General features: G+C 72.3%; 13 protein-coding genes. 3 read left to right on the top strand and 10 right to left on the bottom strand.

Annotated features, from left to right (window positions below; genetic code table 11):
• Position 1: 1 nt before the first annotated feature.
• The 7 genes from BM041_RS11740 to BM041_RS11710 all read right to left on the bottom strand — a co-directional run bounded on the left by BM041_RS11740 (position 2) and on the right by BM041_RS11710 (position 8304).
• On the bottom strand, positions 2-961 hold the full coding sequence (locus BM041_RS11740) for a sodium-dependent bicarbonate transport family permease (protein WP_245762039.1): 960 nt from the start codon (positions 959-961) through the stop codon (positions 2-4).
• A gap of 171 nt (positions 962-1132) precedes the next feature.
• Positions 1133-2707 carry a bifunctional phosphoribosylaminoimidazolecarboxamide formyltransferase/IMP cyclohydrolase gene (purH, locus tag BM041_RS11735; RefSeq protein WP_092959858.1) on the bottom strand — a complete coding sequence of 525 codons (1575 nt, stop codon included), beginning with the start codon at positions 2705-2707 and terminating at the stop codon, positions 1133-1135.
• A 32-nt stretch (positions 2708-2739) separates the two neighbouring features.
• The gene (locus BM041_RS11730) at positions 2740-3855 is read right to left on the bottom strand and encodes a glycosyltransferase family 4 protein (RefSeq protein WP_092959860.1); all 1116 of its coding nucleotides are present in this window, start codon (positions 3853-3855) and stop codon (positions 2740-2742) included.
• 186 nt (positions 3856-4041) lie between these two features.
• Complete coding sequence (locus BM041_RS11725; protein WP_092959566.1) at positions 4042-5709, bottom strand: heparinase II/III family protein; 1668 nt, start codon at positions 5707-5709, stop codon at positions 4042-4044.
• Between the two features lie 11 nt (positions 5710-5720).
• Complete coding sequence (gene rpe, locus BM041_RS11720) at positions 5721-6380, bottom strand: ribulose-phosphate 3-epimerase (RefSeq protein WP_092959564.1); 660 nt, start codon at positions 6378-6380, stop codon at positions 5721-5723.
• 63 nt (positions 6381-6443) lie between these two features.
• A complete protein-coding gene (locus BM041_RS11715; protein WP_092959562.1) occupies positions 6444-6911 on the bottom strand; it encodes an Lrp/AsnC family transcriptional regulator in 468 nt (155 codons plus the stop codon).
• A gap of 100 nt (positions 6912-7011) precedes the next feature.
• Complete coding sequence (locus tag BM041_RS11710) at positions 7012-8304, bottom strand: RsmB/NOP family class I SAM-dependent RNA methyltransferase (protein ID WP_139226031.1); 1293 nt, start codon at positions 8302-8304, stop codon at positions 7012-7014.
• Positions 8305-8352: 48 nt separating this feature from the next.
• Between BM041_RS11710 and BM041_RS11705 the strand changes: the two genes are divergently transcribed.
• Both BM041_RS11705 and BM041_RS11700 read left to right on the top strand, forming a co-directional pair.
• Positions 8353-10032, top strand: a complete 1680-nt coding sequence (locus BM041_RS11705; protein ID WP_092959560.1) for an ArnT family glycosyltransferase — start codon at positions 8353-8355, stop codon at positions 10030-10032.
• Positions 10029-10634: a DedA family protein gene (locus tag BM041_RS11700; protein ID WP_092959558.1), complete on the top strand. Its 606-nt coding sequence runs from the start codon at positions 10029-10031 to the stop codon at positions 10632-10634. Before BM041_RS11705 ends, BM041_RS11700 begins: the two co-directional genes overlap by 4 nt.
• A gap of 3 nt (positions 10635-10637) precedes the next feature.
• On the opposite strand, the gene BM041_RS11695 is transcribed toward BM041_RS11700, so the two are convergent.
• Both BM041_RS11695 and htpX read right to left on the bottom strand, forming a co-directional pair.
• Positions 10638-10958, bottom strand: a complete 321-nt coding sequence (locus BM041_RS11695; protein ID WP_092959556.1) for a hypothetical protein — start codon at positions 10956-10958, stop codon at positions 10638-10640.
• Positions 10959-10999: 41 nt separating this feature from the next.
• On the bottom strand, positions 11000-11980 hold the full coding sequence (gene htpX / locus BM041_RS11690; protein WP_092959554.1) for a zinc metalloprotease HtpX: 981 nt from the start codon (positions 11978-11980) through the stop codon (positions 11000-11002).
• Between the two features lie 235 nt (positions 11981-12215).
• On the opposite strand from htpX, the gene BM041_RS31265 reads away from it, so the two are divergent.
• Positions 12216-12398 carry a DUF1674 domain-containing protein gene (locus BM041_RS31265; RefSeq protein WP_456303960.1) on the top strand — a complete coding sequence of 61 codons (183 nt, stop codon included), beginning with the start codon at positions 12216-12218 and terminating at the stop codon, positions 12396-12398.
• Between the two features lie 231 nt (positions 12399-12629).
• On the opposite strand, the gene BM041_RS11680 is transcribed toward BM041_RS31265, so the two are convergent.
• Complete coding sequence (locus tag BM041_RS11680) at positions 12630-13814, bottom strand: MFS transporter (RefSeq protein ID WP_092959550.1); 1185 nt, start codon at positions 13812-13814, stop codon at positions 12630-12632.
• Positions 13815-13825 lie beyond the last annotated feature (11 nt).

Below are 13825 nucleotides of genomic sequence, written 5' to 3'. Positions count from 1 at the left end.
GTCAGGCCCCGGCCAGTTTCACCCAGAGCGGGATTCCCACCAGGATGTTGAAGGGAAAGGACACGGCGACGGAGAGGGTGACATAGACACCCGCATCGGCCCGCGGCAAGGCCAGGCGCATGGCCGCGGGCACCGCGATGTAGCTGGCGGAACCCGACAGCACCGCCATCAGCGCGATGCCGCCGGTCGACAGGCCGATGGCCTGCGCGCCCAGCAGCCCCGCCGTGCCCCCCAGCAGCGGCATCGCCATGCCGAAGCCGACCAGCCCCCAGGACAGGCCCCGCCCGCCGGCACGAAGCTGGCGCACCGCCATCAGCCCCATCTCCAGCAGGAACAGGCAGAGCGCGCCGGGGAAAAGCGCCTCGGTGAAGGGGGCCAGTTGCTGGCGCCCGGGCGCGCCGGCGAGGAAGCCGATCAGGAAACTGCCGAGCAGCAGCACCACCGGCCCGTTCAGCAGCACCTCATGCGCCAGCTTGCCCGCATTCAGCCGCGGCTGGTCCGGCCCGGCGCCAAGCCTTGCCAGCAGCAGCGCCGTCAGGATGGCGGGGGTTTCCATGGCGGCGAGGACAGCGGGCATGAACCCCTCCTGCGCCACGCCGAGTGTCGCCAGTGTGCCGGCGGCGGCGGCGTAGGTGACGACGGAGACCGAGCCGTAATGGCCTGAGATGGCGGCCGCCGTCTCCCGTTCGATCCGCAGGGCGCCGCGCAGGAACAGGAAGGCCGGCAGCGGCAGCAGGAAGGACAGGCCGATGCCGAGCGCGAGCGCCGCCCACAGCCCTTCCGTCGCCCCCGGGCTCGCCAGCGCCGCGCCGCCCTTCAGGCCGATCGCGATCATCAGGTAGATCGACAGGGCGCGGGCCAGCGCCTCCGGGATCGACAGGTCGGCGCGGAGGAGCCCCGCGGCGAAGCCGAGGACGAAGAACATCACCGGGGGCGGAAGAAGGGAGAGGATTTCGGGCACGGGTGCCTTCCGGGCTGGTGGCGCCTGCCGTCGCACCGTCCGGCTGGCTGCCACTCATGGGTTGCTGACGCAGGACCGGGATGCGTTCGCGTCCGCTCGCGCAGCGTGCTGTAGCCGCTGTCGCGGGGCCGGATTCAAGGATTTCGATGAATCCGCATCAAGTCGTCGCGCTCAGTGGCGGAAATGCCGCATTCCCGTGAACACCATCGCTAGCCCGGCCTTGTCGGCGGCCGCGATCACCTCCGCGTCCCGCATCGATCCCCCGGGCTGGATGACGGCGGTGGCGCCGGCCGCCGCGGCGGTCTCCAGCCCATCGGCAAAGGGGAAGAAGGCGTCGGAGGCGACGACGGAGCCGAGTGCCAGCGGCTGGTCGAGACCGGCCGCCTTGGCCGCCGCTTCCGACTTCCACGCCGCGATGCGGGAGGATTCGACGCGGTTCATCTGCCCCGCGCCGATGCCGACCGTGGCCAGGTCCTTCGCATAGACGATGGCGTTGGATTTCACGTGTTTGCAGACCCGGAAGGCGAAGAGGAGGTCGCGCATCTCCTGCGCGCTCGGCGCGCGCTGCGTCACCACGCGCAGCGCCCCCTCCGTCACCCGCCCATTGTCGCGGGACTGGGCGAGGAAGCCGCCGGCCACGGACTTCACCAGCCGCCCCGGCGCGGCGGGGTCGGGCAGCCCGCCCGTCAGCAACAAACGCAAACTCTTCTTGCGGGCGAAGACCGCCTTCGCGGCGTCATCGGCATCCGGCGCCACGACCACTTCCGTGAAGATGGCGGCGATCTTCTCGGCAGCGGCGGCGTCCAGCACGCGGTTGGCGGCGACGATGCCGCCGAAGGCGGAGACGGGGTCGCAGAGCAGGGCGCGGTCCCAGGCTTCCGCCAGGCTCGCCGCCGTCGCCACCCCGCAGGGATTGGCGTGCTTGACGATGACGATGCTCGGCTCGTCGAATTCGGCGACGCATTCGAAGGCGGCGTCGGTGTCGTTCAGATTGTTGTAGGACAGTTCCTTGCCCTGGACCTGGCGCGCGGTGGCGATGCCGGGGCGGTTGCTGCCATCGGTGTAGAAGGCGGCCTGCTGGTGCGGGTTCTCGCCGTAGCGCAGGCCCTGGCGGAGAATGCCGGCGACCGCCAGGCGCTGCGGAAAGACATCCTTGTTCTCGCCCGCGAACCAGGTGGAGATCGCGGTGTCATAGGCCGCCGTGCGGGCATAGGCGGCCTGGGCAAGGCGCCGGCGCAGTGCCAGCGTGGTGCCGCCGTCTTCCAGTTCCACCCGCACTTCGGAAAGCTGCTCGGGCTCCGTGATGACGACAACGGAAGCAAAATTCTTGGCGGCGCTGCGGATCATCGCGGGCCCGCCAATGTCGATATTCTCGATGCAGTCCTCGAACTCGGCACCCTTAGCGACGGTCGCCTCGAAGGGGTAGAGGTTCACGGCGACGAGGTCGATCGGCGCGATGGCGTGCGCCTCCATCTGCGCGAGGTGGTCGGCCAGGTCCCGCCGGCCGAGCAGCCCGCCATGCACCTGCGGCACCAGTGTCTTCACCCGGCCATCGAGAATCTCAGGAAAACCCGTGTGCTCCGACACATCCTTCACCGGGATGCCGGCCGCGCGGATGGCGCTGGCGGTGCCGCCGGTGGAGAGGATCTCGGCGCCCTGGGCGACGAGGAAGCGGGCGAATTCGACGATGCCCGTCTTGTCGGAGACGGAGAGCAGCGCGCGGCGGACGGGGAGGGTCTGGCTCATGCGGCGCGGCATAGACCCCTCCCCCCGGGGCATCAACCGCGTTTGGTGCCTTCCAGCAATGCAATGCTGCGGGCCACGACCTTCGCCTCATCGAAACGGTCCAGCGCCCGGGCGCGGCCGGCCTCCCCCATCGCGGCGCGCAGCGCGGGATCGGCGGCGAGGCGCGAGAGGGCATCGGCCAGCGGTTCGACGGTGGCGGGGGGCACCAGCAGCCCGGTCTCGCCATCCACCACCTGCTCGCGCGGCCCGCGGATATCGGTCGCCACCACGGGCAGGCCGGTCAGCATCGCCTCGATGATGGACATGGGCAGGCCCTCGAAGTGGGAGGGCAGGCAGAAGACATCGGCCGCCGCCATCAGCGCCGGGATGTCGTGCCGGTAGCCCAGGCGCTTCAGCCTCGGGCCGAGCGCCGCCGCCGCGCGCGCGAAATGCGGCTCCAGATCCTCCCCATGGTCGGAGGGCAGGCGTTCGCCGACGATCCACAAGGTGCAGCCCGGCGGCGCCGCGGCCAGCAACTCCGGAATCCCCTTGTGGCGGACGAGGCGGGAGACGGCGATGACGACGCAATCCGCCGGCCCCGCGCCGAGTTCCGCCCGCAGCCGCGCCCGCGCCGCCGCGTCCGGCCGGAAGCGGGCGGGGTCGCGCCCGTTCAGCACGGCGGTGGCGTGCGGGTGGATGCCGAGGCGCCGCGCATCCTCCGCCTCCTCCGCGCTCACGGTGAGGAAGGTATCCGTGATGCGGCCGGCGGCGCGTTCGAGGTTGAGGGCAAGGGTGCCTCGCCACCAGGGGCCGGGCTGGTTGAAGAGGAAGCCGTGGCAGGTATAGGCGATCCGCTGCACGCCGGTGACGCGCGCGGCGGTGCGCGCCAGCAAGCCGCTGATCGGCATATGGGCGTGGACAAGGTCCGGCTTCTCCGCCCGCATCAGGGCGACAAGGGCCGAAAGCGCCCGCGCCTGCGCCACAGGGTTCAGGCTGCGCGCCATGGGAACGGGGGCGATGCGAAAACCCTCGGCGCGGGGGAGGTCCAGCAAGGGACCCTCGGCGCAGACGCCCACCACCTCATGCCCCCGGTCCCGCAGGCCGCGCATCAGGGGCAGGAGGAAGTGGCGCAACGAGAAATCGACGTTGGTGATTTCGAGGATTTTCACGTGCGCCGTGGGGAAGGCGCTGCCTTCCCCCCACCCCATCCGCCCCATGTGGAAGATTTGGGGGGGAGACCCCCCTGGACCATCGTCAATTGAAGGGTTCCAAGGGGCCCCAAACCGTCAAGGAGGGGGCCCTTGGCATGGGGGGTACGGGGGGAACAGCGTTCCCCCCGGGCAGCCACAGCCACCCTACTCCTCCGCCTCCGCCCCGCCCGGCGTGCCCATGCTGGCCCGCACGATCGCCCATTGCAGGCTGTTCGCGCCGGCTTCCGCGTACAAGGCCACCTGCTGGCTCCGGCGCGGCTCCGCGGCCAGGTAGATGCTCTCCTCGATCGCGACGCGCGCGCCCTTCACCCGCAGCCGCCAGCCGACGCCGGAGGGAAGGCGCAGCAGCACCCCCTGCTCATCCTGCTGCAGACTGGCCACCACCGCGGGATGAAGGTGGAAGCGCACGGCGAAGCTCGGCACGGCCACGTCGCGCTCGGCCTCCAGCACATCCTCGCCACGGAGATCGTCGCCGGATTCCGAGAGATAGAGCCGCCGGCGGTGCCGCAGGCCGAATTGCCGGACCCAGCCATCATGGCTGGCCTCCAGCCACTGTGCGCCATTGGCCTCCTGCCGGTCGGCCTCCACCTGCTCCACGCGGCGGCCGAGCCCCTCGGGCTTCAACTCGCTGGAATTGGTATCGGCGAGCACCAGGGTGGAGTGGGCGGCGGTGGCGCGCAGCGCGTCGCGCCACTCCCCCTCCGCCGCCGGGGCGGCACCGCAATTCACGATCAGCCGGTCGCGGCCCACCGACATCTCGAAGGACAGGGTCCCGGCATGGGCGTTGCGGTCGGCACCGCGCGGCAACCCGCCCGGCGTCGCATCCCGCCGCGCGGTGGGCGGCGCGCCGCAATCCGCGATGACGAGGGTGCGGCTGGCCGACAGGCGCTGGAAGCCCGTTTCCGGCAGGTGGGTCGGCGCGCGGCCGCGGGACTGGCCCTGGGTCAGCACCAGGTCGATGATCGCGGCCTGCTCCTCCCGCGTCCCGTTGAACAGGGAGAGGCCGCCATCGGCGTGGCGCAGCAGGCGCAGCGCCGGCGCGGCGCGGTCCAGCGTGCCGGCCAGCTGGGACGGCGCCTCGATCCCCGCCCCATGCAGCAGGTTGCGGATCTCGATCAGGTCCTGGAGGGCGAGGAGCTGCGCCGTCGGGCTGCGCTCCACATGGCCGCCATCCGGGTTGAACTGGCGCTCCAGCTCCTGCGGCAGGAAACGGACGCAGCGGGCGAGCCAGGTCTCCTCCTCCAGCGCCACGGCGGCTGCCATGCCGCCCTTCAGCGCGACCAGCGCGCCGCGATGCGCTGCCTCCGCCGGCAGGCCGGCCACCACGCCGCGGGCATCCTGGGCAAGCCGCTGCATCAACTGCTTGCGGAACCCGTCCTCCGCCGTCGCGGCCAGGAAGTCCCAATGGCCGAGCCAGGCGGAGATGCGGGCGCCGGCCACTTCGGGGGCCTCGGCCAGCGCCTCATGGCTGGCGAGCGCCAGCCAATCCGCCGTCAGCGCCCGGCCGCGCAGGCGCGCGGCATCGGTGCCGAGCGCGCGGAGGTCCCGCAGCCAGGCGAAGCCATGCGCCGCGCTGCGCCAGGCGGCGGAACCGCCGCCGCCGCCCCAATCGCCGGGGCCACCATCCGCATCCTGCGGCCGCAGCGGGCGGACGGTGCCCTGCACCTCGAACTCGCCCCGCAGCAGGCGGGCGCCCCGCGCGGCATCGCCGGGCCAGAGGTCGCGGAAGGACCGCGCGGGCCCGTCCGGCACCTTGATCGGTTTCAGATTCGCCAGGATGCGGCGCGCGCCGCGAAGGACCCCCCCGATCATGGCGTCTCCCTTTATCCGCGCAGGCCGGCGATGGCGGCGGCGTAGTCAGACGTTCCGAACACCGCGGTGCCCGCCACCAGCACATCGGCGCCGGCGGCGATGCAATCCTTCGCCGTCACCGCCGTCACGCCGCCATCGACCTGCAGGGCGATGTCGTGGCCGGAGGCCTCGATCATGCCGCGCAAGGTCGCGATCTTGGAAAGCTGGGTGCGGATGAAGGACTGCCCGCCGAAGCCGGGGTTCACCGACATCACCAGCACCAGATCCACCAGGTCGATCACCTCCGCCACCACGCCGACCGGCGTCGCGGGGTTCAGTACCACGCCGGATTTCTTGCCCAGCGCCCGGATCGTCTGCAGCGACCGGTGCAGATGCGGCCCCGCTTCCGGGTGCAGGCTGATGAGGTCCGCCCCCGCATCGGCGAAGGCCGCGAGGTAGGGGTCCGCCGGCGCGATCATCAGATGCACGTCGAAGGGCATCCGCGCATGCTTGCGCAGCGCCTTCACCACCGACGGGCCGAAGGAGATGTTGGGGACGAAATGGCCGTCCATGATGTCGAGGTGGAGCCAATCGGCGCCGGCGGCCTCGATGGCAGCAACCTCCTCCCCCAGCCGCGCGAAATCGGCGGCGAGGAGGGAGGGCGCGATGCGGATGGGGCGTGAAGAGGACATGTCAGTTCCGCTTCTACCCGCCACCGCCCCGCGGGGAAACCGGGCGGGGGGGCTCGCACCCCCTCAAATCGGCAGGGCGGTCGTGCTTTTGACGCGTTCCATCGCGAAGCGGCCGGTCACTTTGCGCAGGCTCGGCACCGCCGCAACGAAACGGCGGTAGAACGCATCGTAGCCCGCCATGTCCGGCACGACGACGCGCAGCAGGTAGTCGACATCGCCGCCCAGCCGCCAGCACTCCACGATCTCCGGCAGGCTGTCCACGGCGGCGGCGAAGCGGGCGATCCAGTCGGCGGAATGGTCGCCGGTCTCGATCGAGACGAAGACGGAGATCGGCAGCCCGACCAGCGTGGCATCCACCAGCGCCACGCGGCCGGTGATGACCCCCGCTTCCTCCATCCGCTTGATGCGCTTCCAGCAGGGGGTGGGGGTCAGCCCCACTTCCTGGGCGATCTCCGCCAGGGAACGGGCGGCGTCCTGCATCAGCAGGCGGAGGATCTCACGGTCGATGCGGTCGAGTTCGGCGGCGGCCATGCCTTGGGTGTCCCGGGTCACGATACCGGAACTTTAGAACAAATTTTTTCGGATCACGCCAGTGGCGGGGCGGATGAGAAGGATTTTCCGCCCAATCCCCTCAGAGCCGCAGGAAACGCGCGGCGAAGAAGCCATCCAGCCCGCCGCGATCGGCCCAGAGGTCGGGCCGCGTCCGCAGCGTGCCGCGGGGCGTGATCGCCTCCTCCAGCCCCGGCAGCTCCGCGGCCGTGATCGGGTCCGCCACCAGCCCCAGCGCCGCGGCGCGGGCCAGATGCGCCTCCCCTTCCTCCGGCTGGAGGGAACAGGTGGCGAGCACGAGGCGCCCGCCGGGACGCAGCAGGCGGGTCGCCTGTTCCAGCAGCCGCGCCTGCGTCTCCGCCAGCGCCGTGATGTCCGCCACGCGCTTGAGGTGGGGGATGTCCGGGTGGCGGCGGATGATGCCGGTGGCGGAACAGGGGGCGTCCAGCAGCACGGCATCGAAGCCGGCGCCATCGGGCTGCCAGGTCGCGGCATCGGTTTCCAGCACGACGGCATCCAGGCCGAGGCGCGCCAGGTTCTCCCGCAGCCTGGCGGCGCGGCGGGGGTCGCGTTCCACCGCCGTCACGGCGGCGCCGGCGGCGGCCAGTTGCGCGGTCTTGCCGCCGGGGGCGGCGCAGAGGTCCGCCACGCGTTCGCCGGGCTTCACCGCCAGCAGCTTCGCAGGCAGGGCGGCGGCGGCGTCCTGCACCCAGAAAAGGCCCTCCGCCAGGCCGGGCAGGTCAGCGGCGCGGGTGCCGGCGGGCAGGCGCCAGCTGCCGGTCGGCAGTTCCACGGCGCCTTCCGGCGGGGTCGCGCCCGGCTTCAGGGAAATGTCGAGCGGCGCGGGCACCTGGTGGGCGCGGGCGATGGCGCGCACGGCGGGGCCATAGGCGGCGTGCCAGGTGGACCAGAGCCAGGGCGGCGTATCCAGCCGCTCCGCATCCAGCCCATCCAGCGACCCCTCGGCCGCCACCTTGCGGAGCACGGCGTTGACCAGGCCGGCGAAGGGGCGGGGCACCACCTCCACCGTCGCGGCGACGGCGGCGTGCGCGGGGGTGCCGAGAAGGAGCAACTCGGCCGCCCCCATCCGCAGCGCGGCGCGCACCACCGGCGGCGGTTCACGGCGCAGGAAGGGTTCCAGCACGGCGTCCAGGCTGCCGGCGCGGCGCAGCACGGCGGCGGCGATGCGGTGGGCGGCGCCGCGGTCCCGCGCCTCCAGCGCCGCGGGCAGGGCATCGAGGGCCTCCTCGATCGGCCGGCGGCGTTCGAAGACGGCGGCGAGCAGGGAGAGGGCGGCGTTGCGCGTCAGCACGCCGGGCGCCTGCTTGCCGGATTGGGTGCGTCGGGGGGTGCGCGTGGGGGTGCTGGGGGGCATGAGCGGCGCTTTATGGCCCCCCGGCCCGCGCCGTGCTAGGGCCGCGCCATGCAAGCGCTGCGCGATTTCCTCGACAGGCTGCCGGAGACGCGCCGCCCGCTTCGCTGGCTCGCGCTGCTGTGTCTGCTGCTCTGGCTGCCGGGCTTCTTCACCATCCCTGCCGGGGACCGCGACGAAAGCCGCTTCGCCCAGGCCAGCCGCCAGATGGTGGAGACGGGCGACTATGTCCGCATCCGGCTGGGCGAGGTGGAGCGCAACAAGAAGCCCGCGGGCATCCACTGGGCCCAGGCCACCTCGGTGCATGTGCTGGAGGGCCTGCGCCTCGGCACTCGGGCCGATATCTGGGCCTATCGCATCCCCTCCCTCCTCGGCGCGATGCTGGCGGTGCTGGCGACGGCGCAGTTCGGCCGGTCCCTGGTCGGGCGGCGGGCGGCCTTCCTGGGCGCGGCCATGCTGGCGGGGTGCTTCGTCCTGGGCGTCGAGACGCATATCGCCAAGACCGATGCCGCGCTGCTCGGCACCATCGTGGTGGCGATGGGGCTGATGGGGCGGGCCTATCTGGCGCCGGGGCAGTTCAGCGCCAGGCAGGCGGCGGGGTTCTGGCTGATGCTGGGCGGCGCGGTGCTGCTGAAGGGGCCGATCGGGCCCGCGGTGCCGCTGCTGGCGGGAATCACGCTGTTCGCCGCCGATCGCGGGTGGAAATCCGGCGCGCCCTGGCTGCGCGCCCTGCGCCCGGGCTGGGGCATTCCGCTGATGGTGCTGGCGGCCGCGCCCTGGTTCATCGCGGTCACCATCGCGACCGAGGGCCGCTTCATCGCCGATGCCCTGGGCAGCGACATGCTGAACAAGGTCGGCGGCGCGGATGAGAATCATTGGGGCCCGCCCGGCTATTATTTCCTCAGCTTCGGCATCGCGGCGTTCCCGGCCGCCTTCCTGGTGCTGCGCGCCGCCCCCGGCGCCTGGGCGGACCGGCTGCAGCCCGCCACGCGCTTCCTGCTCGCCTGGGCCGTGCCCGTCTGGCTGATGTTCGAGGCAGTGACGACGAAGCTGCCGCACTACGCCATGCCGGCCTATCCCGCGCTGATGCTGCTGGCGGCCGCCTGGGCGCTGGACCCGCTGCGGCGCCAGGCGCCGCGCTGGCTTTCCGTCTTCTCCCTGGTGGTCGCCATCCTGGTGGCCTTCGGCATCGCGGCGGTGGCGGTGGCGCTGCCGGTGCTGGCGGATGGCCGTGTCTCCCTGGTCGCATTGCTGGCCGTGCCGGCGGCGGCGCTGTTCTCCGCGGGGGTCTGGCTGGTGCTGCGGGATGGCGCGCCGGCAAGGGCCGCGCTGCTGGCGGTGCTGCTGGCGGTGCCCTTGCAGGCCGTGGTGCTGGAGGGCGTGCTGCCGCGGCTGACGGCGCCCTGGATCTCGCCGCGCCTGGCGGCGCTGGTCCACCAGGCCGCGCCGGGGCTGCCCGATGAACGCTTCGGCATCACGGGCTACCACGAGCCCAGCCTGATGTTCGCGCTGGGCGGTGAGATCCGCCTGCTGCGCGGCGGCGAGGAAGCGGCCCGCTTCCTGGCCGGGGAACCCGGGCGCCTCGCCGCCGTATCGGACCGGGAGGAAGCGCGTTTCCGGACGGAAGCGGCGGCCCTCGGCCTGGTGCCGCAGGAACGCGGGACCGTGGCGGGCTTCAACTATTCCCGCGGCCGCCGGGTGGCGATCGTGCTGTACGGAGTCGGTGGATGATCGAGTGGGTGACGAACGTGGTGGCCGCCGGCGGCTGGCCCGGCGTGCTGTTCCTGATGTTCCTGGAGAACCTGTTCCCGCCCATCCCGTCGGAGGTGATCATGCCGCTCGCGGGCTTCGCGGCGGCGCGGGGGCAGATGTCCTTCACCCTGGCGCTGATCGCCGGCATCGTCGGCACGCTGCTGGGCAATGTCTTCTGGTACGAGCTGTCGCGCGCCATCGGCGCGGACCGCATCCGGCCCATGGTCGGCCGCTACGGCCGCTGGTTCGCGGTGGGGGAGGATGACCTCCGCAAGGCCGAGGATACGCTGCGCAAATACGGCCCCTTCGCGCTGTCCTTCGGCCGGTTGCTGCCCGGCATCCGCACCGTCATCTCCATCCCCGCCGGGCTGATCCGCATCCCGCGCGGCCTGTTCTACCTCTACACCACCATCGGCAGCACGGTGTGGATCACCTTCCTGATCTGCGCCGGCTACTTCATGGAAGACCATTACGACCAGGTGGAAGGGTGGCTGGAGCCCTTCGCCTATGTCGTGGTGGCCGGCATCCTCGGCACGTATTTCTGGCACATCTGGTCCACCCGCATCCGCAAGCCGCGCTGATCCTCAGCGCCGGACCGGGATCGGCACCAAGGCGGGGGCGCGGCCGCCGCCGCCCGGGGGCCGCGACTTCGCCGGGCGGTCCGCCAGCAGCACGGTCGCGGCGCCGATCTGCGCGCTGCCGAAGGTGAGGCCGAGAAAGAACCACAGCACCAACACCGGCCACCAATGCCCGGCGGCGGTCAGCAGGATGCCCCCGGCGCCGCCGGGGTTCGCCAGCACGAAGGCGGTGGTGGCGATGGCGGCGATCCCGAAGCCGATCGCGGCATGGGACAGCAGGAAGCGCACCAGGATCGGCAGGCGGCGCCAGGCGCCGGGGCTTGGCATGGCCGGTGGTCCTCGGTCGGGATGCCGTGGCCAACGAAGCATCAGCCCCATGGGTTCCGCCTTCCGCCACTATCGGACCAGGGCCCGGGCTGCACCGAGGGCCGTGCGGGCCCGGACTGGGGCATCCGCCGCGGCGGCGCGGCCATGCCGCCACCGCCGGGCGGCGGGCCGATGCGCCCCGCCAGCGCCTGCAGCGCGGCCACGCGGTTGGCCGTGCTGGGGTGGGTGGAGAACAGCCCATCCATCCGCAGCCCCGAGAGCGGGTTGATGATGAAGACATGGGCGGAGGCGGGGTTGGCTTCCGCGGCCTCGTTCACCCGGCCCTGCTTGTAGCCCTCCAGCCGCATCAGCGCGTTGGCCAGGCCCTCCGCGTCGCCGGCGATCTCGGCGCCGACGCGGTCGGCCTCATATTCCCGGGACCGGCTGATCGCCATCTGCACGATCATCGCGGCGATGGGGGCCAGGACCACCAGCAGGATGGCGCCGATCGGGCCGAAGGGGTTCTGCCGGCCCTCGCTGTTGCGGCTGCCGAAGAGGAAGCCGAACTGCGCCAGCATGCCGATGGCGCCCGCGATGGTCGCCGTGATGGTCATGATCAGCGTGTCGCGGTTGCGGATATGGGCGAGTTCATGGGCGATCACGCCCGCCACCTCCCGCTCCGGCATCAGGTCCAGCAGGCCGGTATTGACCGCGACCGCGGCGCGGTCCGGGCTGCGGCCGGTGGCGAAGGCGTTGGGCTGGTCCTCATGGATCACGTAGAGCGCCGGCATGGGCAGCCCCGCCCGTGCCGCCAGCGCCTCCGTCATGGCGAACAGCCGCGGGGCATCCGCGGGGCCGATGGGTTGGGCGTTGTGCATGCCGAGCACGACGCGGTCGCTGTTCCACCAGGCGAAGACATTCATCCCGCAGGCCACCAGGAAGGCGATGACCATGCCCTGCTGGCCGCCGATGACGAAGCCGACGCCCACGAAGATCGCCGTCATCGCCGCCAGCAGCACGGCCGTCCGCAGATATCCGCTCATGATCGCCCGGTGCCTCCGTCTTTCCGCCGCGCGATGCGTTGAAGGGGTCTGCACCTGCGCGAGGAGGTCCTACATGTGGGGCATGACCGATGCCAATCACGGCCCGATGGCCCAGCAACTTCCGATCCCGCCCAGCGACCCGCCCGGCCCACCCCCTGGCCCACCCCCTGGGCCGCCCCTCGGGCCGCCCCCTGGGCCGCCCCCTGGCCAGCCGCCTTCCGAGCCGCCGCCGGTGATCCAGCCGCCGCCGGATGGCGACATGCCCCTGCCGGGAGAGAAGCCGCCGGCGCCAGTGGGTGATCCGCCCTCCGACAAGCCCATTCGGATGGTGCTGCCGAAGGAGATCGGCGGGCCGAAGGGGCCGGAGCCCACGCGCTATGGCGACTGGGAACAGAAGGGCCGCGCGACGGATTTCTGAGTCGGTTCAAGGCGTTCCGCGACTCGGGCGCGACTCGGGCCGCGGATCGGGGAACGCCGTTGTGCCGCGAATCGGAACGAGCCCCCCAGATATTGTGGTACGCGAACATCCGGCGGGGGTCAGCGATTCGTTCCGGCGACTCGGGCCAGGGCATTGATTCGACGGCTGCTTGCGCGGCCCCTGCCTGTTCCGATTCACCCTGCGTTCCAGCAACGGGGCGAATCGCGAACCTCAACCCGGTTTCGGGCGACCTGGCCGATCCCCGGGCCGGGCCAGGAACAGGCCGAGGCAGGCCAGCCCCGCGGCGGCGATGAACAGCGGCGGCTCCGCCCCCAGCGCCCCGCGGCCCAGCCCCATCACGGCGGGACCGAGCGACTGGCCCATGAAGAAGCAGAAGGCATGCATTGCCACCGCGCTGCCGCGGGCCATGGGCGCGACCTCCGTCACCCGGGTCTGGATCGCGCTGTGCATCATGTAGAAGCCGAGCCCCAGCACCAGGCAGCCCGCCACCAGCACCCAGGCGCTGGGGGCCAGCGCCTGCGCGACCATCCCGGATGCCGCGACGAAGCCGCCATAGCGCAGCGTCAGCCGCTGCCCGCCGATCCGCAGCATGGCCGGCGCCAGGGCGGCGAACAGGAAGCCCCCGGCGGCGAAGGCGGCGACGGCCAGCCCGGCCTCCCGCTGCCCGCCCAAGCCGCGTTCGATGACCAGGGGGGCGATGAAGGGGAAGATGCCGAAGACCATCATCCCCTCCAGGAAGACACTGCCATAGAGCACCCGCGCGGCGCGGAGCGACCAGAGCTGGCGGTAGCGGGCCAGCGCCTCCCCCAGGTTCAGCCGGCGCGGTTCCACCGGCGCCTCCCCCGCATCCGGCCGCAGCACCAGCACGGCCCCCGCCGCCGCCGCGGCGCAGAGCAGGGAGACGCCCCGCCAGCCCAGATACGGCTCCAGCGCCGCCGCGAGCAGCGCGCCGGCGGCCGACCCCGTCAGCCCCGCCACCAGCAGGCGGGAGAGGGCGAGCTGCCGGTCCTCGATCCGCACCCGGTCGCCGATGGTGGCGATGCAGAGCGGAAAGGTGCCGCCCGCGGCGCCACCGGCGATCATCCGCAGCACCGCCAGCGTGGCGAGGTCCGTGACGAAGAGATGCGCGACCAGCGCGAGGGCCAGCACCACCAGGCAGGCGCGGATGACGCGGCGCTTGCCCACCGCATCGCCCACCGGCCCCAGCACCGGCTGCACCAGCGCATAGGGCAGCGAGAAGGCAGTGGCGAGCAGCGCGACCGTCTCCGGCGTGGTGCGGAATTCGCCGGCCAGCACGCCCACCAGCGGGTCGAGCGACCGCATGGCCAGGTTGGCGGCGAAGCAGGCCAGGCCGAGGATCAGGATCAATCGGCCGGTGCCGGCGGGGGATGCCATGACCGGGATGT

The organism is Falsiroseomonas stagni DSM 19981 (assembly GCF_900114315.1).
Lineage (GTDB): Bacteria > Pseudomonadota > Alphaproteobacteria > Acetobacterales > Acetobacteraceae > Falsiroseomonas > Falsiroseomonas stagni.
Note: the sequence above shows the minus strand (reverse complement) of the source record. Positions and strands in the feature narration are given on the sequence as shown.

Bases quoted from the DNA above. Each gene is read 5' to 3' on its own strand.
- BM041_RS11715 (WP_092959562.1), bottom strand. From the start codon at position 6,911: ATGGCCGCCGCCGAACTCGACCGCATCGACCGTGAGATCCTCCGCCTG.
- BM041_RS11710 (WP_139226031.1), bottom strand. From the start codon at position 8,304: ATGCCCCCCAGCACCCCCACGCGCACCCCCCGACGCACCCAATCCGGC.
- BM041_RS11725 (WP_092959566.1), bottom strand. From the start codon at position 5,709: ATGATCGGGGGGGTCCTTCGCGGCGCGCGCCGCATCCTGGCGAATCTG.
- BM041_RS11700 (WP_092959558.1), top strand. From the start codon at position 10,029: ATGATCGAGTGGGTGACGAACGTGGTGGCCGCCGGCGGCTGGCCCGGC.
- BM041_RS11705 (WP_092959560.1), top strand. From the start codon at position 8,353: ATGCAAGCGCTGCGCGATTTCCTCGACAGGCTGCCGGAGACGCGCCGC.
- BM041_RS11680 (WP_092959550.1), bottom strand. From the start codon at position 13,814: ATGGCATCCCCCGCCGGCACCGGCCGATTGATCCTGATCCTCGGCCTG.
- purH (WP_092959858.1), bottom strand. From the start codon at position 2,707: ATGAGCCAGACCCTCCCCGTCCGCCGCGCGCTGCTCTCCGTCTCCGAC.
- rpe (WP_092959564.1), bottom strand. From the start codon at position 6,380: ATGTCCTCTTCACGCCCCATCCGCATCGCGCCCTCCCTCCTCGCCGCC.
- BM041_RS11695 (WP_092959556.1), bottom strand. From the start codon at position 10,958: ATGCCAAGCCCCGGCGCCTGGCGCCGCCTGCCGATCCTGGTGCGCTTC.
- htpX (WP_092959554.1), bottom strand. From the start codon at position 11,980: ATGAGCGGATATCTGCGGACGGCCGTGCTGCTGGCGGCGATGACGGCG.